Genomic DNA, 17,329 nt, shown 5'->3' with positions numbered 1-17,329 from the left:
CATGGTCATCATCATTGGACTTGGCAAAACCGGCCTCTCCTGTGTGGAGTACTTCCTCGCCAAGGGCGTCACGCCGCTGGTGATGGATACCCGCGCCAATCCGCCGGGTCGCGATCAACTGCCGGCTGGCGTCGAGTTGGTGCAGGGTCTGGATCGTGAACGCCTCAAGCATGCCCACATGATCGTGGCCAGCCCCGGTATCGCCCTGGCGACCCCCGAGCTGAAAGAGGCCGCCGAGCGCGGTGTGCAGATCGTCGGTGATATCGAACTGTTTGTGCGGGAAGCCCAGGCACCGATCATCGCCATCACTGGCTCCAATGGCAAAAGCACCGTTACCACTTTGGTGGGTGAGATGATTGCCGAAGCCGGCCTGCGTGTCGGTGTCGGTGGCAACATCGGCATTCCGGCGCTGGAACTGCTTAAAACGCCGGCCGATCTCTATGTGCTGGAGCTCTCCAGCTTCCAGCTTGAGACGACACACAGTCTGCGCGCCGCAGCATCCGTGGTGCTCAATCTCTCTGAAGATCACATGGATCGCTACGAGGGTATGGCCGACTACCGCGCCGCCAAGATGGTGGTGCATCAGCACTCAAGCCATATTCTGGTCAATCGTGACGATCAGCAGACCCGCCCTGATGTGGGCAAAGCCTGGGGCAGTTTCGGTCTCGACAGCGCCGCTTATGGCCGTGTGGAAGTTGACGGGCGTCTTTGGCTGAGCCTGCTGGGTGAGCCGCTGCTGCCGGTCGATGAGATGAAAATAGTGGGAGCCCACAACCACGCCAACGCACTCGCCGCCATGGCGCTGTGTGATGCAGTGGGTATCGTGCGTGAGCCGCAACTGGCGGTATTGCGCCGCTTTGAAGGTCTGCCGCACCGTGCCCGCTTTGTGCGCGAGGTTAACGGCGTGCGCTGGATTAATGACTCCAAGGCCACCAACGTCGGTGCCACGCTGGCCGCAGTTGCTGGCGTTCGTGAGGCGGTGCAGGGCAAGTTGATTTTGCTGGCCGGTGGTCAGGGCAAGGGGCAGGACTTCGGTCCACTGCAGGCACTGCTCGGTAGCCAGATCGATCACATGCTCTGCTTCGGTCAGGATGGCGCCATGCTGGCCGCGCTGGGTGAGCAAACCGAACTGGTCGCGAACATGGAAGAGGCGGTCAAACGCGCCTTTGCCATGGCCAAAGCGGGTGACTGGGTGCTGCTGGCACCGGCCTGCGCGAGTCTGGATCAGTTCAAATCCTTTGAAGTGCGCGGCGACCGCTTCACCGAGCAGGTACTGGCACTATGATGGCCCTGTTGCGATCAACCGGCTCCTGGTTCTGGCGCATCCTGATGCCCCAGCGACCCGGTGCGCTTTATGATCGCCAACTGGTGACCCTAGCCTTTGCCTTGATGTCGGTCGGACTCATCATCGTGGCTTCTGCCTCGATTCCGGAAGGGATCTCGCTGGCCGATGATCCGTTCATGTTCGTCAAACGCCACGGCATGTTCCTGGTCATGGCTCTCGGTATCGCCTGGTTTGTGCTGCAGGTGCCGATGGCTCGCTGGCAGACCTATAACGCGCCATTGCTAGTGCTCGCGATTCTGATGCTGCTGTTGGTGCTGGTTGCCGGTCGCAGCGTAAACGGCTCGGTGCGCTGGTTGCCGCTGGGGCCGTTCAACCTGCAGCCGGCCGAGTTTGCCAAGCTGGCACTGTTTGTCTATCTGGCCGGCTATCTGGTGCGCCGCCAGCATGAAGTGCGCGAGCGTTTTATCGGCTTTATGAAGCCGATGGCGGTCTTGTTTGTGCTGGCCATCCTGCTGCTGCTGCAGCCCGATCTCGGGTCAGTGATCGTGATGTTTGTGACCACCCTCGGCATGCTGTTTCTGGCCGGTGCCCGGCTGGTGCAGTTTATCGGCCTCATCCTGGTGGGGGTGAGTGCGGTGGTGACCCTGATCATCGCTGAGCCTTACCGGATGCGGCGGGTGACTTCGTTCCTTGATCCCTGGGCCGACCCGTTTGGTAGCGGCTATCAGTTGACCCAATCCCTGATGGCGTTTGGCCGTGGCAGCTGGTTGGGCGAGGGGCTCGGTAACTCCATTCAGAAGCTCGAATATCTGCCGGAAGCCCACACCGACTTCGTTTTCGCCATCCTCGGTGAGGAGCTTGGTTATGTGGGTGTGCTGGGGGTGCTGGCCCTGCAATTTTTCATGGCGGCCAAGGCATTGCGCTTGGGCCACGCCTGCGTTCAGGCCCAGCGTCTGTACGAAGGGTATCTGTCGATCGGTATCGGGATCTGGTTTAGCTTCCAGACCTTCGTTAACGTCGGCGCGGCCAGCGGCATGATGCCCACCAAGGGGCTGACCCTGCCGCTGGTCAGCTATGGTGGGTCCAGTCTCATCATCATGTCGATTGCGGTAAGTATGTTGATTCGTATCGATTTTGAATTGCGCCAGGCCAGTGCCCAGGCGCGTGTGCGGGAGGCGTCGTGAGCAAGACTCTGTTGGTGATGGCTGGTGGTACCGGGGGGCATGTGTTCCCGGGGTTGGCCGTGGCCGATCGATTAAAGGATCAAGGGTGGACCATTCACTGGCTCGGCACGGCCGACCGGATGGAGGCCGAGCTGGTACCATCGCATGGCTACCCCATCTCCTTTATCGATATTCAGGGTGTACGCGGTAACGGCATCAAGCGGCTACTGGCCGCTCCCTATCGCGTGGTGAAATCGATTCTGCAAGCGCGTCAGGTGCTACGTGACATCCGCCCTGACGTGGTGCTCGGCATGGGTGGGTTTGCTTCCGGCCCGGGCGGCGTCGCGGCCTGGATGGCAGGGATCCCGCTGCTGCTGCACGAGCAAAATGCCTCGGCAGGACTGACCAACAAGCTGCTGGCAAAGATTGCTCGCCGTGTCTTGATGGCCTTCCCCGGCGCCTTCGCCCCGAGCAGCCGCACCGCCGTGGTCGGGAATCCGGTTCGTCCCGAAGTGGTTGCGCTGCCAGATCCTGTCGTGCGTATGGCACATGGCGATCGCCCGCTGCGGCTGCTGATTATCGGCGGCAGTCTGGGGGCGCGCGTGCTCAACGAGCAGGTACCGCTCGCGGTGGCGGCCGCTGGCATTCCCATTGAGGTGCGCCACCAGACCGGCAAAGGTAATCAAGAGGCGGTCAGCACTGCCTACAGCAAGCTGGGGCTGACGGCGGACGTCAGCGATTTTATCAAGGACATGGCCGGCGCCTATGCGTGGGCCGATCTGGTGGTCTGCCGGGCAGGAGCCCTGACCGTATCGGAAGTGGCGGCAGCTGGCCTAGCGGCCATCTTCGTTCCGCTGCCCCATGCGGTGGATGATCACCAGACCCGTAACGCCCTGACGCTGGTTGATGGCGGCGCGGCAGAATTTCTGGCCCAGGCTGATCTGACGCCTGCCTCGCTGGCAGCGCGTCTGGTGTGGCTGGCAGGCCGGCGTGACACATTACTGAATATGGCCCAGGCCGCCCGACGCATCGCGATTGTCGATGCGGCAGAGCGGGTTGCCGACGAATGCAAACGTCTGGCCAAGTGAGAGAGAGCTATGACCAAGGTTGAACTGGCAAAACTGCGTACTGTGATCCCCCAAATGCGCCGCGTGCGTCGCATTCACTTTATCGGCATCGGTGGTGCCGGTATGGGCGGGATCGCCGAGGTCCTGGCCAATGAAGGTTATCAGGTCAGTGGCTCCGACCTGTCGCGCAATGCCGTGACCGAGCGCCTTGCTGCGCTGGGCGCCGAGATCCATCTCGGCCACCGAGCTGAAAATATCCATGATGCCAGCGTGGTAGTGGTCTCTACCGCTATCCGTCAGGACAACCCCGAGTTGGTCGCTGCCCGTGAGCTGCGCATCCCGGTGGTTCGCCGCGCCGAGATGCTGGCTGAGCTGATGCGTTTTCGCCACGGTATCGCCATTGCCGGTACCCACGGCAAGACCACGACTACCAGTCTGGTGGCCAGTATCTATGCCGAAGCCGAGCGCGATCCGACCTTTGTGATTGGTGGCTTGCTTAACAGTGCCGGCACCAATGCCCGTCTCGGCAGCAGTCGTTATCTGATTGCCGAAGCCGACGAGAGCGATGCCTCGTTCCTGCATTTGCAGCCGATGGTCTCCATCGTGACCAACATTGAAGCGGATCACATGGACACCTATGGCGGTGATTTTTCCAAGCTGCGCTCCACCTTTATCGAATTTCTCCACAATCTGCCCTTCTACGGCCTGGCTGTGGTCTGTGTCGATGATCCGGTGATCCGTGGCATGCTCGACGAGATTGCCCGTCCGACCGTGACTTATGGCCTGTCGGCGGATGCCGATGTGCAGGTGCTCGATTTTGTGCAGACTACCAACCACAGCACCTTCCGCGTTCGTCGCAAAGAAGGTGGTGAGCTGGCGGTGAAACTGAATCTGCCAGGCATCCACAATGCTCTCAATGCGGCGGCAGCGATCGCCGTGGCCACCGAAGATGGCATTGAGGACGACGCGATTGTGTGTGCGCTGGCCAAATTTGAAGGGGTTGGCCGCCGCTTCCAGCAGTTCGGCGAGTTCGAAACCGGTCGTGGCAAGGCCATGTTGGTCGATGACTATGGCCACCACCCAAGCGAAGTGAAGGTCACCATCAATGCTGCGCGCGCCGGCTGGCCCGAGAAGCGGCTGGTGATGGTGTTCCAGCCGCACCGCTACACCCGCACCCGTGATCTCTACGAGGATTTTGCCGAAGTGCTCTCGAAGGTGGATGTGCTGGTGATGCTGGAAGTGTATTCTGCCGGTGAAGATCCGATTCCCGGGGCGGATGGGCGTGCACTGTGCCGTTCGATTCGCTCCCGTGGCGCCCTCGAACCTATTTTCGTAGCCACTCCGGACGATGTGCCGGCGGTGCTGGCTGGCATAGTGACCGATGGTGATCTGGTGCTGACCCAGGGTGCCGGCAATGTGGGGGCACTGAGCCGTCGTCTGGCCGAGATGAAACTGGACATCAACCTGATGAAAACAGGTGGCTGAGCCAGCCAAGGAGTTTTTGACCGTCATGGCGGGGTCGATATAATGGCGAGTCCGATTTGCATGCCGCTGGAATAAGGCGTTGGACGGGGAGCGCAGGTTGGAGGCAAGGCTACAAACGCGCACCAAAGGGGGCTTTCTGGCAGGGGTATTGTTCTTCCTGCTGGTATTGTGGGGGCTCTACCGGGGTGCGCTGAATGTCAGCGACTGGCTGACAGACGTTAATCGCTTGCCCATGAGTGAGCTGTTGCTGCAGGGTCAGCACGAATATGTCACACCGGAGGAGGTGCGCAAGTCGGTACTGGATGGTGCCCAAACGCGCAACTTCTTCGAATTGGATGTGAATGCGGTACAGAATCGCCTGCGTGCGCTGCCATGGGTGGCCCAGGTCTCTGTACGCAAGAAGTGGCCAAACGAGATCAAGGTGTTTCTCACCGAGCAGTCAGTGGCGGCGCGCTGGAATGGCAACCGCTTTTTGAACCGGGGAGGTGAGGTCTTTGCAGCACCGAATCGGGTCAAGCAGCCGCTGGTTGAGCTGTCGGGGCCGGATGATCAGGCAAAACGGGTTTTGGATGCCTACCAGCAGTACGATGCTCTGCTGGGCCCCAAGGGGTTCAAGGTGGCCAAGGTCAATCTCACGGCGCGTCATGCCTGGGAAGTGACCCTGGAGGGTGGTATCCAGCTGTTTCTGGGGCGAGCGGATGATCTCTCCAGATTGCAGCGGTTTATTGATGTCTTTCCGGACATCCAGCCCCATGAGCTAATTGCTTATGTGGATCTGCGATACGACACCGGATTGGCTGTTGGGTGGAAAAAGAACGAAGAGAACGGGAATGACCAAAGCCGCAGATAGAAATCTGATTGTCGGGCTGGATATCGGCACAACCAAGGTGGCGGTTCTGGTCGGTGAGGTTCTGCCGGACGGTGAATTAAATGTCATCGGCATGGGCAGTCACGCCTCACGCGGCATGGACAAAGGGGGCGTGAATGACCTCGATTCGGTGGTCAAGTCCCTGCGCCGTGCGGTGGAAGAGGCGGAAATGATGGCAGATTGCCAGATTAGCTCCGTCTATCTGGGGCTCTCCGGCAAGCATATCGACTGCCGCAACGAGACCGGCATGGTTCCCATCTCCGACGAGGAGGTGACCCAGGAGGATGTGGATAACGTGATCCACACCGCCAAGTCGGTGCGTCTGTCTGATGAGCTGCGCGTGTTGCACGTGCTGCCGCAAGAGTTTGCCATCGATTATCAGGAAGGGATCAAAAATCCGGTCGGTCTCTCTGGTGTGCGTATGGCGGCCAAGGTTCATCTGGTCACCTGCCATAACGACATGGCGCGCAATATCGAGAAGTGCGTGGAGAAGGTGGGTCTGCGGGTTGACCAGCTGATTTTCTCCGCACTTGCGTCAAGCTATGCCGTCCTGACCGAGGATGAGAAGGAGCTGGGTGTCTGCGTGGTGGATATTGGTGGTGGCACCATGGATATGTCCCTGTTTACCGGGGGCGCCCTGCGTCACACCAAGGTGATTCCGTATGCCGGTAGCACAGTGACCAGCGATATCGCCTACGCCTTTGGCACGCCGCCGCTGGATGCGGAAGCCATCAAGGTACGTTATGGCTGCGCCTTGGGCCGATTGGTCAGCAAGGAAGACACCATCGAGGTGCCCAGTGTCGGTGGCCGTCCCGCTCGGAGCCTGCAGCGTCAGACTCTGGCGGAGGTGATCGAGCCCCGTTACGCCGAACTGTTGTCGATGGTGAATGACGAGCTGGTCAGGGTCCAGAACGAACTCAAGCAGCAGGGGGTCAAGCATCAGCTGGCCGCCGGCGTGGTGCTCACCGGTGGTGCCGCTCAGATTGAGGGTGTCGTCGAGTGCGCCGAACAAGTATTCCAGTGCCAGGTGCGGGTGGGCGAACCGCTCAACGTGCGTGGTCTGAGTGATTATGTGCAGGCTCCCGTCTATTCGACGGCGGTTGGTCTGCTGCAATATGGCCGCATGCACCAAAATAGCGGCCCGAGTAAGGAATATAACACCGCCAAGGCGAGCGTTGGGGGCCTGGTCAAACGGGTCAGCAACTGGCTGCGTGGCGAGTTCTAAGAATTTTGCTGAGTCAGGCAAATAAAGCGGAGAGACAACATGTTTGAATTTATGGATAGCCATACTGACGAAGCCGTCATCAAGGTGATCGGTGTCGGTGGTGGTGGTGGTAACGCCGTTGAGCACATGGTGCGTCAGAACATCGAAGGCGTTGAGTTCATCACCGTCAACACAGATGCTCAGGCGCTGCGTAACTCCAGTGCCAACACCACCCTGCAGATCGGTGGCAACATCACCAAGGGTCTGGGTGCTGGTGCCAATCCGGAAGTGGGTCGCGACGCCGCGATGGAAGATCGCGAGAGCCTGCGTGAAGTGCTGGCTGGCTCCGACATGATATTTATCGCTGCCGGTATGGGTGGTGGTACCGGTACCGGTGCTGCGCCGATCGTGGCCGAAGTGGCCCGCGAAATGAATATCCTGACCGTGGCTGTGGTGACCAAGCCGTTCTCCTTCGAAGGCAAGAAGCGTCAGAGCTTTGCTCAGCAAGGTATCGAAGAGCTGGCCAAGAACGTCGACTCCCTGATCACCATCCCGAACGACAAGCTGCTGAAGGTGCTGGGTCGTGGCATCTCCCTGCTGGACGCCTTCAAGGCGGCCAACGATGTGCTGCTGGGTGCCGTGCAAGGTATCGCCGAGCTGATTACTCGTCCCGGCCTCATCAACGTCGACTTTGCCGACGTGCGCACCGTGATGCGTGAAATGGGTACTGCCATGATGGGTACCGGCTCTGCATCCGGTGATGACCGTGCCGAAGAAGCTGCCGAGAAGGCTATCTCCAGCCCGCTGCTGGAAGATGTCGATCTGGCGGGTGCTCGTGGCATCCTGGTCAACATCACTGCTGGTCTTGATATGACCATCGAAGAGTTCGAAACCGTGGGTAACGCAGTCAAGGCCTTCGCCTCTGAAAATGCCACCGTGGTTGTCGGTACTGTTATCGATCCGGAAATGCAGGACGAACTGCGTGTGACCGTGGTTGCGACCGGTATTGGTTCCGAGCGCAAGCCGGACATCACGCTGGTCAAGAGCAGCCAGGTGCAAGAGCGCCCGGTTCGCCAACCGATCGGTGACATGATGCAAGGTCGCGTCATGGACGAAGCGCCGGCCAAGGTGGCTAACGCCGTCGAGCCGCAAGTTCGTCGTGAACCGGACTATCTGGATATCCCGGCCTTCCTGCGCAAACAGGCTGACTAAGGGGGGTAACCCCCTCGGTTTGTTTGTTGTCTAAGGAATGTGCTATCATGGCCAGCCAGGTCTTGTTGGCCACGTTTATTGCTATTGAGCGGATACACCATGATTAGACAAAGAACCCTGAAAACGAGTGTCCAGGCCACCGGTGTCGGTCTGCATTCTGGTCGGAAGGTCACGATGACATTCCGTCCGGCTCCCGTTAACACGGGGATCGTTTACTTGCGTACCGATCTCAATCCTGTGGTAGCGCTGGCCGCTAATGCCGACCAGGTTCGTGACACGCTGCTCTGTACTGCGCTGGTCAATGACCAGGGCGTGCGGGTATCGACCATCGAGCACCTCTCTGCCGCATTGGCGGGTATGGGGATCGATAACCTGTATGTAGAAGTGGATGCACCGGAAGTGCCGGTGATGGATGGCAGTGCCTATCCGTTCATCTACTTGCTGCAGGAAGTGGGTATCCGTGAGCAAAACGCAGCCAAGCAGTTTGTTCGCATCAAGCAGAGCATTCGCGTCGAAGACGGCGACAAGTGGGCGGAATTCCACCCTTATCGCAACGGCTTCAAGATGGATCTCGAGATCGACTTCCAGCATCCGGTGTTTGAAGGCCGCAACCAGCGTTGCGTACTGGATTTCTCCGGGTCGTCGTTCGTCAAAGAGATCAGTCGTGCTCGTACCTTCGGCTTCATGCGCGATATCGAGTACCTGCGTTCCCAGAATCTGGCCCTCGGTGGCAGCCTGGAAAACGCCGTGGTGCTGGATGACTACCGCGTACTGAACGAAGATGGTCTGCGTTATGACGACGAGTTCGTTAAGCACAAGATGCTGGACGCTATCGGCGACCTCTACATGTGCAACCGCAGTATCATTGGTGAGTTCCGTGCCTACAAGACAGGTCACGCGCTCAACAACAAACTGCTGCGTGCTTTGCTCGCCAATCAGGAAGCCTGGGAACTGGTGACCTTCGAAGGTGAGCAAGCCAAGGCTCCTATCGCCTACTACGACCACGGTCTGGTACTGGCTTGATAGGATGAGTGACGGGACGTCGGTATCCTCTCCGCACCGACGTCCTGTTCCTTTTACTCTCTATTCCCGAATACACCGCCTCTCCCGGCTGTTTTCCACAACGACCGAGCAGACAGTGAATCTTCTATGAGCATTACCCTAATCTTCAACGGCAAGCGGCGGCGCAAGCTGCACCTCTCCCGCTCGCACCTGTTCGGAGTCGGGGTGGTGCTGTGCGCGACGTTGGCTGCGGCAGGTTGGAGCATTCACGACCACTGGCAACGCAAAATCGCCACGCTCGAGCTGGCGCTCGACGCTGCCCACGTCCAGTCACAAGTCAGTGCCGATGACGCATCCCGCCAGCAAATGGCTGCGCTGGCGGCCCAAGTGGGTACCATGCAGGCCCAGTTGGGCCGCCTCAATGCCCTCGGTGAGCGACTTACCGAAGAGGCCGATCTCGATCCCGATGAGTTCAATTTCAGCGAGCCGCCCCCTATGGGCGGCCCCTCTTACGATCCGGATCTGGAAGTGGGACTCAATGAGCTGCAAGATTCGATGAAAAATCTTGGTTATCAGCTCTCAAACAAGGAAGAACAGCTCGCAGTCCTTGAATCCTTCATGCTGAACCACAATATTGCGGATAGAGAGCTGATCGACGGCAGCCCCGTGAAGGGACGCAATGCCTGGGTCTCCTCCGGTTTTGGTGGCCGCGTTGATCCCTTTAACGGTCGCGCCAAGATGCATAAAGGCATCGATTTTCGTGGCAAAGTGGGAACGCCGATTTTAGCCAGCGGCCCCGGTGTTATCAGTTGGTCGGGACGTCACCCCGAATTTGGCATCATGGTTGAGATCAGCCATGGCAATGGGTTGGTGACGCGCTACGCCCATAATTCAAAGTCCTTGGTTCAAGTCGGGACTCTGGTTGAAAAAGGGCAGAAAATTGCCCTGATGGGACGCACCGGACGCGCCACCGGTGTTCACCTGCATTATGAAGTCTTGAAAAATGGTCGTCAGGTCAACCCGTCGCACTACATGCTGGTACGACAGGGTTAGGTTGTTTTCTTTTGACCCTTCGGGGTGCGTTTATCACCAGAAATAGTTGGTACTCATGATCAGCACACTGCTTACCAAGATTATTGGCAGCCGGAATGACAGAACACTCAAGGCGCTGCGCAAAATCGTAAAACAAATCAATGCGATGGAGCCGCAGTTCGAGTCCCTGTCAGATCAGGAGCTGCAAGCCAAGACCGCCGAATACCGCCAGCGTCTCGAGCAGGGTGAAACCCTTGAGCAGTTGCTGCCTGAGGCCTTTGCCACCGTGCGCGAAGCCTCCAAGCGGGTATTCGGTATGCGCCATTTCGATGTGCAGCTGATCGGTGGCATGGTGCTCGACTCCAACCGTATTGCCGAAATGAAGACCGGTGAAGGTAAGACTCTTACGGCAACGCTTCCGGCTTACCTCAATGCCCTCTCTGGCCGTGGCGTGCACGTGGTGACCGTGAACGACTACCTGGCTCGCCGTGACGCGGAAGCTAACCGTCCGCTGTTTACCTTCCTCGGCATGACCGTCGATTGCAACGTGCCGGGCATGAATCCGGCCGAGAAGCGCGCAGCCTATGCCGCCGATATCACGTACGGTACTAACAACGAATTTGGCTTCGACTACCTGCGTGACAACATGGCATTCACGCCCGAGCAGCGCGTGCAGCGCCCGCTCAACTATGCGCTGGTGGACGAAGTGGACTCGGTCCTTATCGATGAAGCCCGTACCCCGCTCATCATCTCCGGTCCGGCCGAAGACAGCTCCGAGCTCTATATCCGCGTCAACAAGCTGATCCCGAAACTGGTCAAGCAGGACAAGGAAGATACTGAAGAGTACACCGGCGACGGCCACTACACGGTGGATGAGAAAAACCGCCAGGCCCTGTTGACCGAAAACGGCCAGATCTTCGTTGAAGAGCTGCTCAAGCAGGAAGGCATGCTGGATCAGGACGATTCCCTGTTCTCTGCCGCCAACATCACTCTGCTGCACCACGTTAATGCCGGTCTGCGTGCTCATACCCTGTTTGAGCGTAACGTCGATTACATCGTGCAAAACGACGAGATCGTCATCGTGGACGAACACACCGGCCGTACCATGCCGGGTCGCCGCTGGTCCGATGGTCTGCATCAGGCGGTGGAAGCCAAGGAAGGGGTGAAGATTCAAAACGAGAACCAGACGCTGGCCTCGATCACCTTCCAGAACTACTTCCGTCTTTACGACAAGCTGGCCGGTATGACCGGTACTGCCGATACCGAAGCCTTTGAATTCCGTCAGATCTACGGTCTCGACACCGTGGTGATCCCGACCAACCGTCCAATGGTTCGCAAGGACATGGGCGATCTGGTGTATCTGACCGCTAACGAGAAGTACAACGCCATCGTTCAGGACATCCGCGAGTGTGTGAAGCGCGGTCAGCCGGTACTGGTAGGTACAGTTTCGATTGAAAACTCAGAGCTGCTCTCCGGCATCCTCAAGAAAGAGGGGATTGCCCACCAGGTGTTGAACGCCAAGTTCCACGCCATGGAAGCGGAGATCGTCGCGCAAGCTGGTCAGCCGAGTGCTGTGACCATCGCCACCAACATGGCTGGTCGTGGTACTGACATCGTGCTGGGCGGTAACTGGCAATCGGAGATCGCCAAGCTTGAGAACCCGACCGACGAACAGCTCGCCACCATCAAGTCCGAGTGGCAAGTGCGTCACGATGCGGTGATCGCCTCCGGCGGTCTGCACATCATCGGTACCGAGCGTCACGAATCCCGTCGTATCGACAACCAGCTGCGTGGCCGTTCCGGCCGTCAGGGCGACCCCGGTTCTTCCCGCTTCTACCTCTCTATGGAAGATACCCTGATGCGTATCTTCGCTTCTGACCGTGTCAGCGGCATGATGAAGAAGCTCGGCATGGAAGAGGGTGAGGCTATCGAGCACCCTTGGGTCACCAAGGCCATCGAGAACGCTCAGCGCAAGGTGGAAGGTCGTAACTTCGATATCCGTAAGAGCCTGCTTGAGTTTGACGATGTGGCTAACGACCAGCGTAAGGTGGTCTATGAACAGCGTAACGAGCTGCTCGATACCGCCGATATCTCCGAGACCATCCACGTTATCCGTGATGACGTTTATAACTCGGTGATCGACGAGTACATTCCGCCACACTCTCTGGAAGAGCAGTGGGATGTGGCCGGCCTCGAAGCGCGCCTCAAGAGCGAATTCTCCCTCGAGCTGCCGCTGACCCACTGGCTGGAGCAGGACGACAAGCTGTATGAAGAGAAGCTGCGCGAGCGCATTCTCGAAGAAGCCGGTCGTGTCTATTCCCACAAGCAGGAAATGGTCGGTGTCGACGTGCTGCGCAACTTCGAGAAGGCGGTCATGCTGCAGACTCTCGACGGTCTGTGGAAAGAGCACCTGGCGGCGATGGATCACCTGCGTCAGGGTATCCATCTGCGCGGTTATGCTCAGAAGAATCCCAAGCAGGAGTACAAGCGCGAATCGTTCGAGCTGTTCACCCAGATGCTGGAAACCCTCAAGCGTGACGTGATCAGCGTGCTCAGCCGCGTTCAGGTGCAAGAGCGTGACGTGGAGACCATGGAAGAGCAGCAGCGCCAGCGCGCCGAATCGGCCCCGCGTACCTACTCCCATGAAGCGGCCGAGAACCAGCTGGCCGAGCCGGAGCAGGAAGGTCAGCCTTTCGTGCGCGAAGAGCAGAAGGTTGGACGCAATGATCCCTGCCCCTGTGGCTCAGGCAAAAAATTCAAGCAATGCCACGGCAAACTGAGCTAAGGTCAATGCGGTAGATGTGGGGCGAGCCAGGTGCTCGCCCCATTGTTTGAGGAAGCGTGATGGAAGAGCAAAAGAAACGGATTTGGGTGGCTGTCGGAGTCATTGAAAACGAGCGGGGTGAGATCCTGTTGGCCAAGCGCTCGGCCGACCGCCATCAGGGCGACCGCTGGGAATTTCCCGGTGGCAAGGTAGAAAGCGGTGAGGACCTGTTGATGGCTCTTGACCGCGAGCTGTGGGAAGAGATCGGTATCCGGGTGCTCGACTGTGCGCCCTTTATGGAGCTTTGCCACGACTATCCGGAGAAGTCGGTTCTGCTCGATATCTGGAAGGTAACCCGCTTTGAAGGGGAGCCCTATGGTAAAGAGGGGCAGGAGTGCCGCTGGGTACCGCTGCTGCGCCTGCATGAGTACCAATTCCCCGATGCCAACTCGCCGATTGTTCAGCGCTTGCAGCAGAGCATTCATCGCCGCATTTAAGTCAGAAACCACAAGGGCCCAGCAGGGCCCTTGTTTATTTAGATTGACGCTGACTCATCGTCAAAGTCCGGTGGTGTATCGCTCTCTCCACCCGGAATACGCTTCTCTTCGCTGGCCCATTCGCCGAGGTCAATCAGCTGGCAGCGCTTGCAGCAGAAGGGGCGATAGGGGCTTTGCGGTCCCCATTCGACCTCTTTCTGGCAGGTCGGGCAGGTAACTCTGGTCACCATGGTCAAACCTTAGCAGCAAGCCAGCTGGAACTGGACATCGCCCAGCGCCTGTTCGGTTGCTGGCAGGAAGCGCAGTGCAAAGCGGTTCTTGTGGCCGCTCAAGGTCGGGTAGCAGCCCTGGCTGTGCTCGAGCTTGATGCGGATCAGTTCGGCGCCATCGGCCACGTCCTGATAGAAACCGTTGCTTGCCACCTTATCGCCGAAGCTGCCCGATTCACGCCACAGGCGCAGCAGCAGGGTAATCGCTTCGATCATCAGGCCGATGTCGGCCAGCCAGTTTTGCATCTGCGGCTGACGCAGCGACAGCGGTTGGGCCAGCCAGTGGTGCAGTTGCGGCACATCAAAGGCACACAGACCGCCCGGAATGGAGAAGCGCTGGCGAATAGAGCCGAGCAGACGGTCCTCTTTCAGGCGGGCGCCCGGACGCGGCGAGTTAAGCAACTGGCGTGACAGGGTGACAATCTCGGTCTGCATGTGGTCGATCTGCTCGAGATCGGCTTCTGGCAGGGCGGCCCAGCGGGTCAACCGTTGACCGAGACGCTCGAGATCCTTGATAAGATCGGCCCGCAGATCACCGCGCTCCAGCAGCTCCTGCAGATCGAAAATAGCCTTGAAACAGGCAATATGCCCCCAAGCCTGCTCGGCCTCGAGGTTGTCACGGATCTGGGCAAACAAAGTTTCCAGACGAAGGTATGTCCGGCTTTTTTCATTGAGGGGAAAATCGTAAATCATGCCTGTTCCTGGCCTGTACTGAATCGGCGCTAGTGTACCTATTGAGAAAGAGGTTGTTGAGTAGCAAATCGCATATATGCGGCATGCAACCTTAAAATCTCGGCCTGCAGGGCACTATCGTCCTGCTTTGTGTTATCAATCACATCATCGGCGTGGCTCAGTCGCTCGCTGCGGGTCGCCTGGGCGGCCAGGATGGCTCTGGCCTGTTCGGGCGTCACCTGGTCGCGGCGGCAGGTGCGCTCAATCTGGGTCGCCTCATCCACATCCACCACCAGCACCCGTTGCGCCAAGCCGGTAAGGTTGTTTTCAACCAGTAATGGCACCACCAGCAGGCAGTAGGGAGATTGCACAGCAGCGCATTGGCGCAGCATCTCTTCGCGAATGCGAGGGTGCAGCAGGGCATTGAGCCAGGCCTTCTCTTGCGGGTGGGCAAACACCCGCTCACGCAGCTGGCGGCGATTAAGACTGCCGTCACTCTCTAGCACCGCCGCACCGAAATGCTCGGCGATGGCCGCCAGGGCCGGAGAGCCGGGTTCGACCACTTGACGGGCCACCACGTCGGCATCGACAACCTCGATACCAAGGGCTGCAAAGCGGTTGGCAATGGTGGTCTTGCCGCTGCCAATCCCGCCGGTTACGGCCACGATGTACATATCAGCCCCCCAGCACCATGCCAAGATACCAGTGCAGAATGCTATCGCCCCACAGCAAGGCGATCCAGCCACCCAATGCCAGATAGGGGCCAAAAGGGATGGGAGTGCTTCGTTCGTTGCGTTTGGTGACAATTAACGTAATGCCGATGATGGCGCCAATCAGGGCTGAGACCAGCAAAATCAACGGCAATGCCTGCCACCCGAGCCAGGCGCCGAGCGCTGCCAGCAGCTTGAAATCACCATAGCCCATCCCCTCTTTGCCGGTCAGGAGCTTAAAGGCCCAGAAGAGGCTCCACAGCACCAGATAGCCGGCCACGGCACCAATGACGGCGCTTTGCAGCGAGACAAAGCCGTCCGTCAGATTGAGCAAAAGGCCCACCCACAGCAGAGGAAGGGTGAGCTGGTCGGGCAACAGCATCTTGTCCAGATCGATAAGCGTCAGGCAGATCAACGTCCAGGTCAGCAGCAATGCACCCAACATGGGCAGCCCGGCCGGCAGCTGCCACGCTACCAGCAAAGAGAGCAGCGCGGTGGCAAGCTCCACCAAGGGATAGCGAACCGATATGGCGCTATGGCAGCTGCTGCAGCGGCCGCGCAGCCAGAGCCAGCTTAACAGGGGGATATTTTCGGCTGCACTGATCTTGTGCCCGCAGTCTGGACAGGATGAGGCCGGCAGCATCAAGTTGAAACGGGGCTGCGGCTCGGCCGTTTGCTCGGGATGAAAATAGCCACGGTACTCATCCTGCCATTGCCGCTCGAGCATGATGGGCAGGCGGTGGATCACCACATTGAGAAAGCTGCCGACGGCCAAAGAAAAAAGGGCAATGGTCGTGAGGTAGAGCCAGGGTAACTGCTGGCTGAGTGTAATCAGAAAGGCCATAGGATCCAGAGCGTCAAAGGGGATTATCCCACCACGTCGCCCAACTTGAAGATGGGCAGATACATGGCGATGACCATGCCACCGACCAACACCCCGAGCACCACCATAATGAGGGGCTCAAGTAGGCTGGTCAGGCCATCGACCATATCGTCCACCTCTTGTTCATAGATGGTGGCGACCTTGGAGAGCATATCATCGATGGCACCCGATTCCTCGCCGATCATCACCATCTGTATCACCATGTCAGGGAACAACGCGACGGTTCGCATCGCCACATTCACCTGCATCCCGGCCATCACTTCGTTGCGAATCGAGAGGATGGCAGAGCGATAGACCACGTTGCCAGAGGCTCCCGCTGCCGAAATGAGGGCATCTACCAGCGGGATGCCGGCGGCAAAGGTGGTGGACAAGGTTCGGGCAAAGCGTGCCATGGCGGCCTTGTGCAGAATATTGCCCACAATCGGCAGGGTCAGAACCCAGCGGTCGGTGCCATCGCGTACTTTCTGCGAGGCGCGCCAGGCTCGCACATAGAGAAACAGCGCCAGGAACACGGAGCCAAAGATGAGATACCACCAGTGCTGTAAAAAGCGCGAGATGGCGATAACAAAACGGGTAAAGGGGGGGAGCTGCGCCCCGAAGCTTTTGAAGATCTCCTCAAACTGCGGGATGACGAACAGCAGCAAGATCGAGGTGACCACAATCGCCACCAGAATCACCATGGCCGGGTAGAACATCGCTTTTTTGATCTTGGATTTGAGCGCCTCGCTCTTTTCCCGGTAAGTGGCGATGCGATCGAAGATGGTTTCAAGCGCCCCCGACTGTTCACCGGCCTCGACCAGATCGCAATACAGCTGATCAAAATGGCGCGGGTGATGCCGCAGCGCATCCGACAGCGGGGTGCCGGTCTCAACCTCGTTGGCGATGGCGCCCATCAATTCGCGTACCGTCATCTTTTCATGGCTGCGGGCAATCACTTGCAGGGTTTGCACCAGCGGTACGCCGGCGGTCAGCATGGTGGTGATCTGGCGGGTGATGACCGCAATATCCATCGGCTTGGGTTTGGCCTGACGGTTAAACAGTCCCTGGGAGACTTTGCTGACCTTGGTGGTGGTCACTCCTTGCCGGCGCAGTTCGGTTTTCAGTGCCTGCACCGATTCGGCCTGCAACTCGCCAGAGACCCGCTCACCTTTGCGATTAAGGCCTTGCCAGCGATAGGGCTGAGGGCGGGGTGTCGGCTTGCTGGCTGCGGGCATGC

Annotated in this window: 16 protein-coding genes; 11 read left to right on the top strand and 5 right to left on the bottom strand. The window is 58.8% G+C overall.

What is annotated here, in order from left to right:
- Nucleotide 1: 1 nt before the first annotated feature.
- The 11 genes from murD (at nt 2) to mutT (ending at nt 13,579) form a co-directional block, all read left to right on the top strand.
- Nucleotides 2-1,285: a UDP-N-acetylmuramoyl-L-alanine--D-glutamate ligase gene (murD, locus tag BW958_RS17105; protein WP_076577113.1), complete on the top strand. Its 1,284-nt coding sequence runs from the start codon at nt 2-4 to the stop codon at nt 1,283-1,285.
- Entirely contained in the window at nt 1,285-2,469 is a 1,185-nt protein-coding gene (gene ftsW, locus BW958_RS17100) for a cell division protein FtsW (RefSeq protein ID WP_076577151.1), read from the top strand. Before murD ends, ftsW begins: the two co-directional genes overlap by 1 nt.
- Nucleotides 2,466-3,536, top strand: a complete 1,071-nt coding sequence (gene murG, locus BW958_RS17095; protein ID WP_076577112.1) for an undecaprenyldiphospho-muramoylpentapeptide beta-N-acetylglucosaminyltransferase — start codon at nt 2,466-2,468, stop codon at nt 3,534-3,536. Before ftsW ends, murG begins: the two co-directional genes overlap by 4 nt.
- A 9-nt stretch (nt 3,537-3,545) precedes the next feature.
- The gene (gene murC / locus BW958_RS17090; protein WP_076577110.1) at nt 3,546-5,000 is read left to right on the top strand and encodes a UDP-N-acetylmuramate--L-alanine ligase; all 1,455 of its coding nucleotides are present in this window, start codon (nt 3,546-3,548) and stop codon (nt 4,998-5,000) included.
- Between the two features lie 97 nt (nt 5,001-5,097).
- The gene (locus tag BW958_RS17085; protein ID WP_076577109.1) at nt 5,098-5,850 is read left to right on the top strand and encodes a cell division protein FtsQ/DivIB; all 753 of its coding nucleotides are present in this window, start codon (nt 5,098-5,100) and stop codon (nt 5,848-5,850) included.
- Nucleotides 5,831-7,093 (top strand): cell division protein FtsA, encoded by a 1,263-nt coding sequence (ftsA, locus tag BW958_RS17080; protein ID WP_076577107.1) that lies wholly within the window; start codon nt 5,831-5,833, stop codon nt 7,091-7,093. The genes BW958_RS17085 and ftsA overlap by 20 nt, the downstream gene beginning before the upstream one ends.
- 39 nt (nt 7,094-7,132) lie before the next feature.
- Nucleotides 7,133-8,284: a cell division protein FtsZ gene (gene ftsZ / locus BW958_RS17075; protein WP_076577106.1), complete on the top strand. Its 1,152-nt coding sequence runs from the start codon at nt 7,133-7,135 to the stop codon at nt 8,282-8,284.
- Between the two features lie 99 nt (nt 8,285-8,383).
- The gene (lpxC, locus tag BW958_RS17070; RefSeq protein WP_076577104.1) at nt 8,384-9,307 is read left to right on the top strand and encodes a UDP-3-O-acyl-N-acetylglucosamine deacetylase; all 924 of its coding nucleotides are present in this window, start codon (nt 8,384-8,386) and stop codon (nt 9,305-9,307) included.
- 126 nt (nt 9,308-9,433) lie between these two features.
- Nucleotides 9,434-10,339 (top strand): M23 family metallopeptidase, encoded by a 906-nt coding sequence (locus BW958_RS17065; RefSeq protein WP_076577103.1) that lies wholly within the window; start codon nt 9,434-9,436, stop codon nt 10,337-10,339.
- Nucleotides 10,340-10,394: 55 nt separating this feature from the next.
- Entirely contained in the window at nt 10,395-13,103 is a 2,709-nt protein-coding gene (secA, locus tag BW958_RS17060; RefSeq protein ID WP_076577101.1) for a preprotein translocase subunit SecA, read from the top strand.
- Between the two features lie 59 nt (nt 13,104-13,162).
- Entirely contained in the window at nt 13,163-13,579 is a 417-nt protein-coding gene (mutT, locus tag BW958_RS17055; protein ID WP_076577100.1) for an 8-oxo-dGTP diphosphatase MutT, read from the top strand.
- A 38-nt stretch (nt 13,580-13,617) separates the two neighbouring features.
- On the opposite strand, the gene yacG is transcribed toward mutT, so the two are convergent.
- Genes yacG through BW958_RS17030 form a run of 5 tightly spaced genes read right to left on the bottom strand, consistent with a single transcriptional unit; the run spans nt 13,618 to nt 17,327 of the window.
- Nucleotides 13,618-13,809, bottom strand: coding sequence for a DNA gyrase inhibitor YacG (gene yacG, locus BW958_RS17050; RefSeq protein ID WP_076577098.1), 192 nt, complete (start codon nt 13,807-13,809; stop codon nt 13,618-13,620).
- Nucleotides 13,810-13,818: 9 nt separating this feature from the next.
- A complete protein-coding gene (zapD, locus tag BW958_RS17045; protein WP_076577097.1) occupies nt 13,819-14,541 on the bottom strand; it encodes a cell division protein ZapD in 723 nt (240 codons plus the stop codon).
- A gap of 38 nt (nt 14,542-14,579) precedes the next feature.
- Nucleotides 14,580-15,194, bottom strand: a complete 615-nt coding sequence (gene coaE / locus BW958_RS17040) for a dephospho-CoA kinase (protein WP_076577095.1) — start codon at nt 15,192-15,194, stop codon at nt 14,580-14,582.
- Between the two features lies 1 nt (nt 15,195).
- On the bottom strand, nt 15,196-16,074 hold the full coding sequence (locus tag BW958_RS17035) for a prepilin peptidase (RefSeq protein ID WP_076577094.1): 879 nt from the start codon (nt 16,072-16,074) through the stop codon (nt 15,196-15,198).
- A gap of 23 nt (nt 16,075-16,097) precedes the next feature.
- On the bottom strand, nt 16,098-17,327 hold the full coding sequence (locus tag BW958_RS17030; protein WP_076577092.1) for a type II secretion system F family protein: 1,230 nt from the start codon (nt 17,325-17,327) through the stop codon (nt 16,098-16,100).
- Nucleotides 17,328-17,329 lie beyond the last annotated feature (2 nt).

The sequence above is a fragment of the Aeromonas sp. RU39B genome (assembly GCF_900156095.1).
Lineage (GTDB): Bacteria > Pseudomonadota > Gammaproteobacteria > Enterobacterales > Aeromonadaceae > Aeromonas.
Note: the sequence above shows the minus strand (reverse complement) of the source record. Positions and strands in the feature narration are given on the sequence as shown.

Bases quoted from the DNA above. Each gene is read 5' to 3' on its own strand.
- ftsW (WP_076577151.1), top strand. From the start codon at position 1,285: ATGGCCCTGTTGCGATCAACCGGCTCCTGGTTCTGGCGCATCCTGATG.
- BW958_RS17035 (WP_076577094.1), bottom strand. From the start codon at position 16,074: ATGGCCTTTCTGATTACACTCAGCCAGCAGTTACCCTGGCTCTACCTC.
- mutT (WP_076577100.1), top strand. From the start codon at position 13,163: ATGGAAGAGCAAAAGAAACGGATTTGGGTGGCTGTCGGAGTCATTGAA.
- murC (WP_076577110.1), top strand. From the start codon at position 3,546: ATGACCAAGGTTGAACTGGCAAAACTGCGTACTGTGATCCCCCAAATG.
- BW958_RS17065 (WP_076577103.1), top strand. From the start codon at position 9,434: ATGAGCATTACCCTAATCTTCAACGGCAAGCGGCGGCGCAAGCTGCAC.
- ftsA (WP_076577107.1), top strand. From the start codon at position 5,831: ATGACCAAAGCCGCAGATAGAAATCTGATTGTCGGGCTGGATATCGGC.
- murD (WP_076577113.1), top strand. From the start codon at position 2: ATGGTCATCATCATTGGACTTGGCAAAACCGGCCTCTCCTGTGTGGAG.
- coaE (WP_076577095.1), bottom strand. From the start codon at position 15,194: ATGTACATCGTGGCCGTAACCGGCGGGATTGGCAGCGGCAAGACCACC.
- ftsZ (WP_076577106.1), top strand. From the start codon at position 7,133: ATGTTTGAATTTATGGATAGCCATACTGACGAAGCCGTCATCAAGGTG.
- zapD (WP_076577097.1), bottom strand. From the start codon at position 14,541: ATGATTTACGATTTTCCCCTCAATGAAAAAAGCCGGACATACCTTCGT.
- yacG (WP_076577098.1), bottom strand. From the start codon at position 13,809: ATGGTGACCAGAGTTACCTGCCCGACCTGCCAGAAAGAGGTCGAATGG.
- BW958_RS17030 (WP_076577092.1), bottom strand. From the start codon at position 17,327: ATGCCCGCAGCCAGCAAGCCGACACCCCGCCCTCAGCCCTATCGCTGG.
- secA (WP_076577101.1), top strand. From the start codon at position 10,395: ATGATCAGCACACTGCTTACCAAGATTATTGGCAGCCGGAATGACAGA.
- lpxC (WP_076577104.1), top strand. From the start codon at position 8,384: ATGATTAGACAAAGAACCCTGAAAACGAGTGTCCAGGCCACCGGTGTC.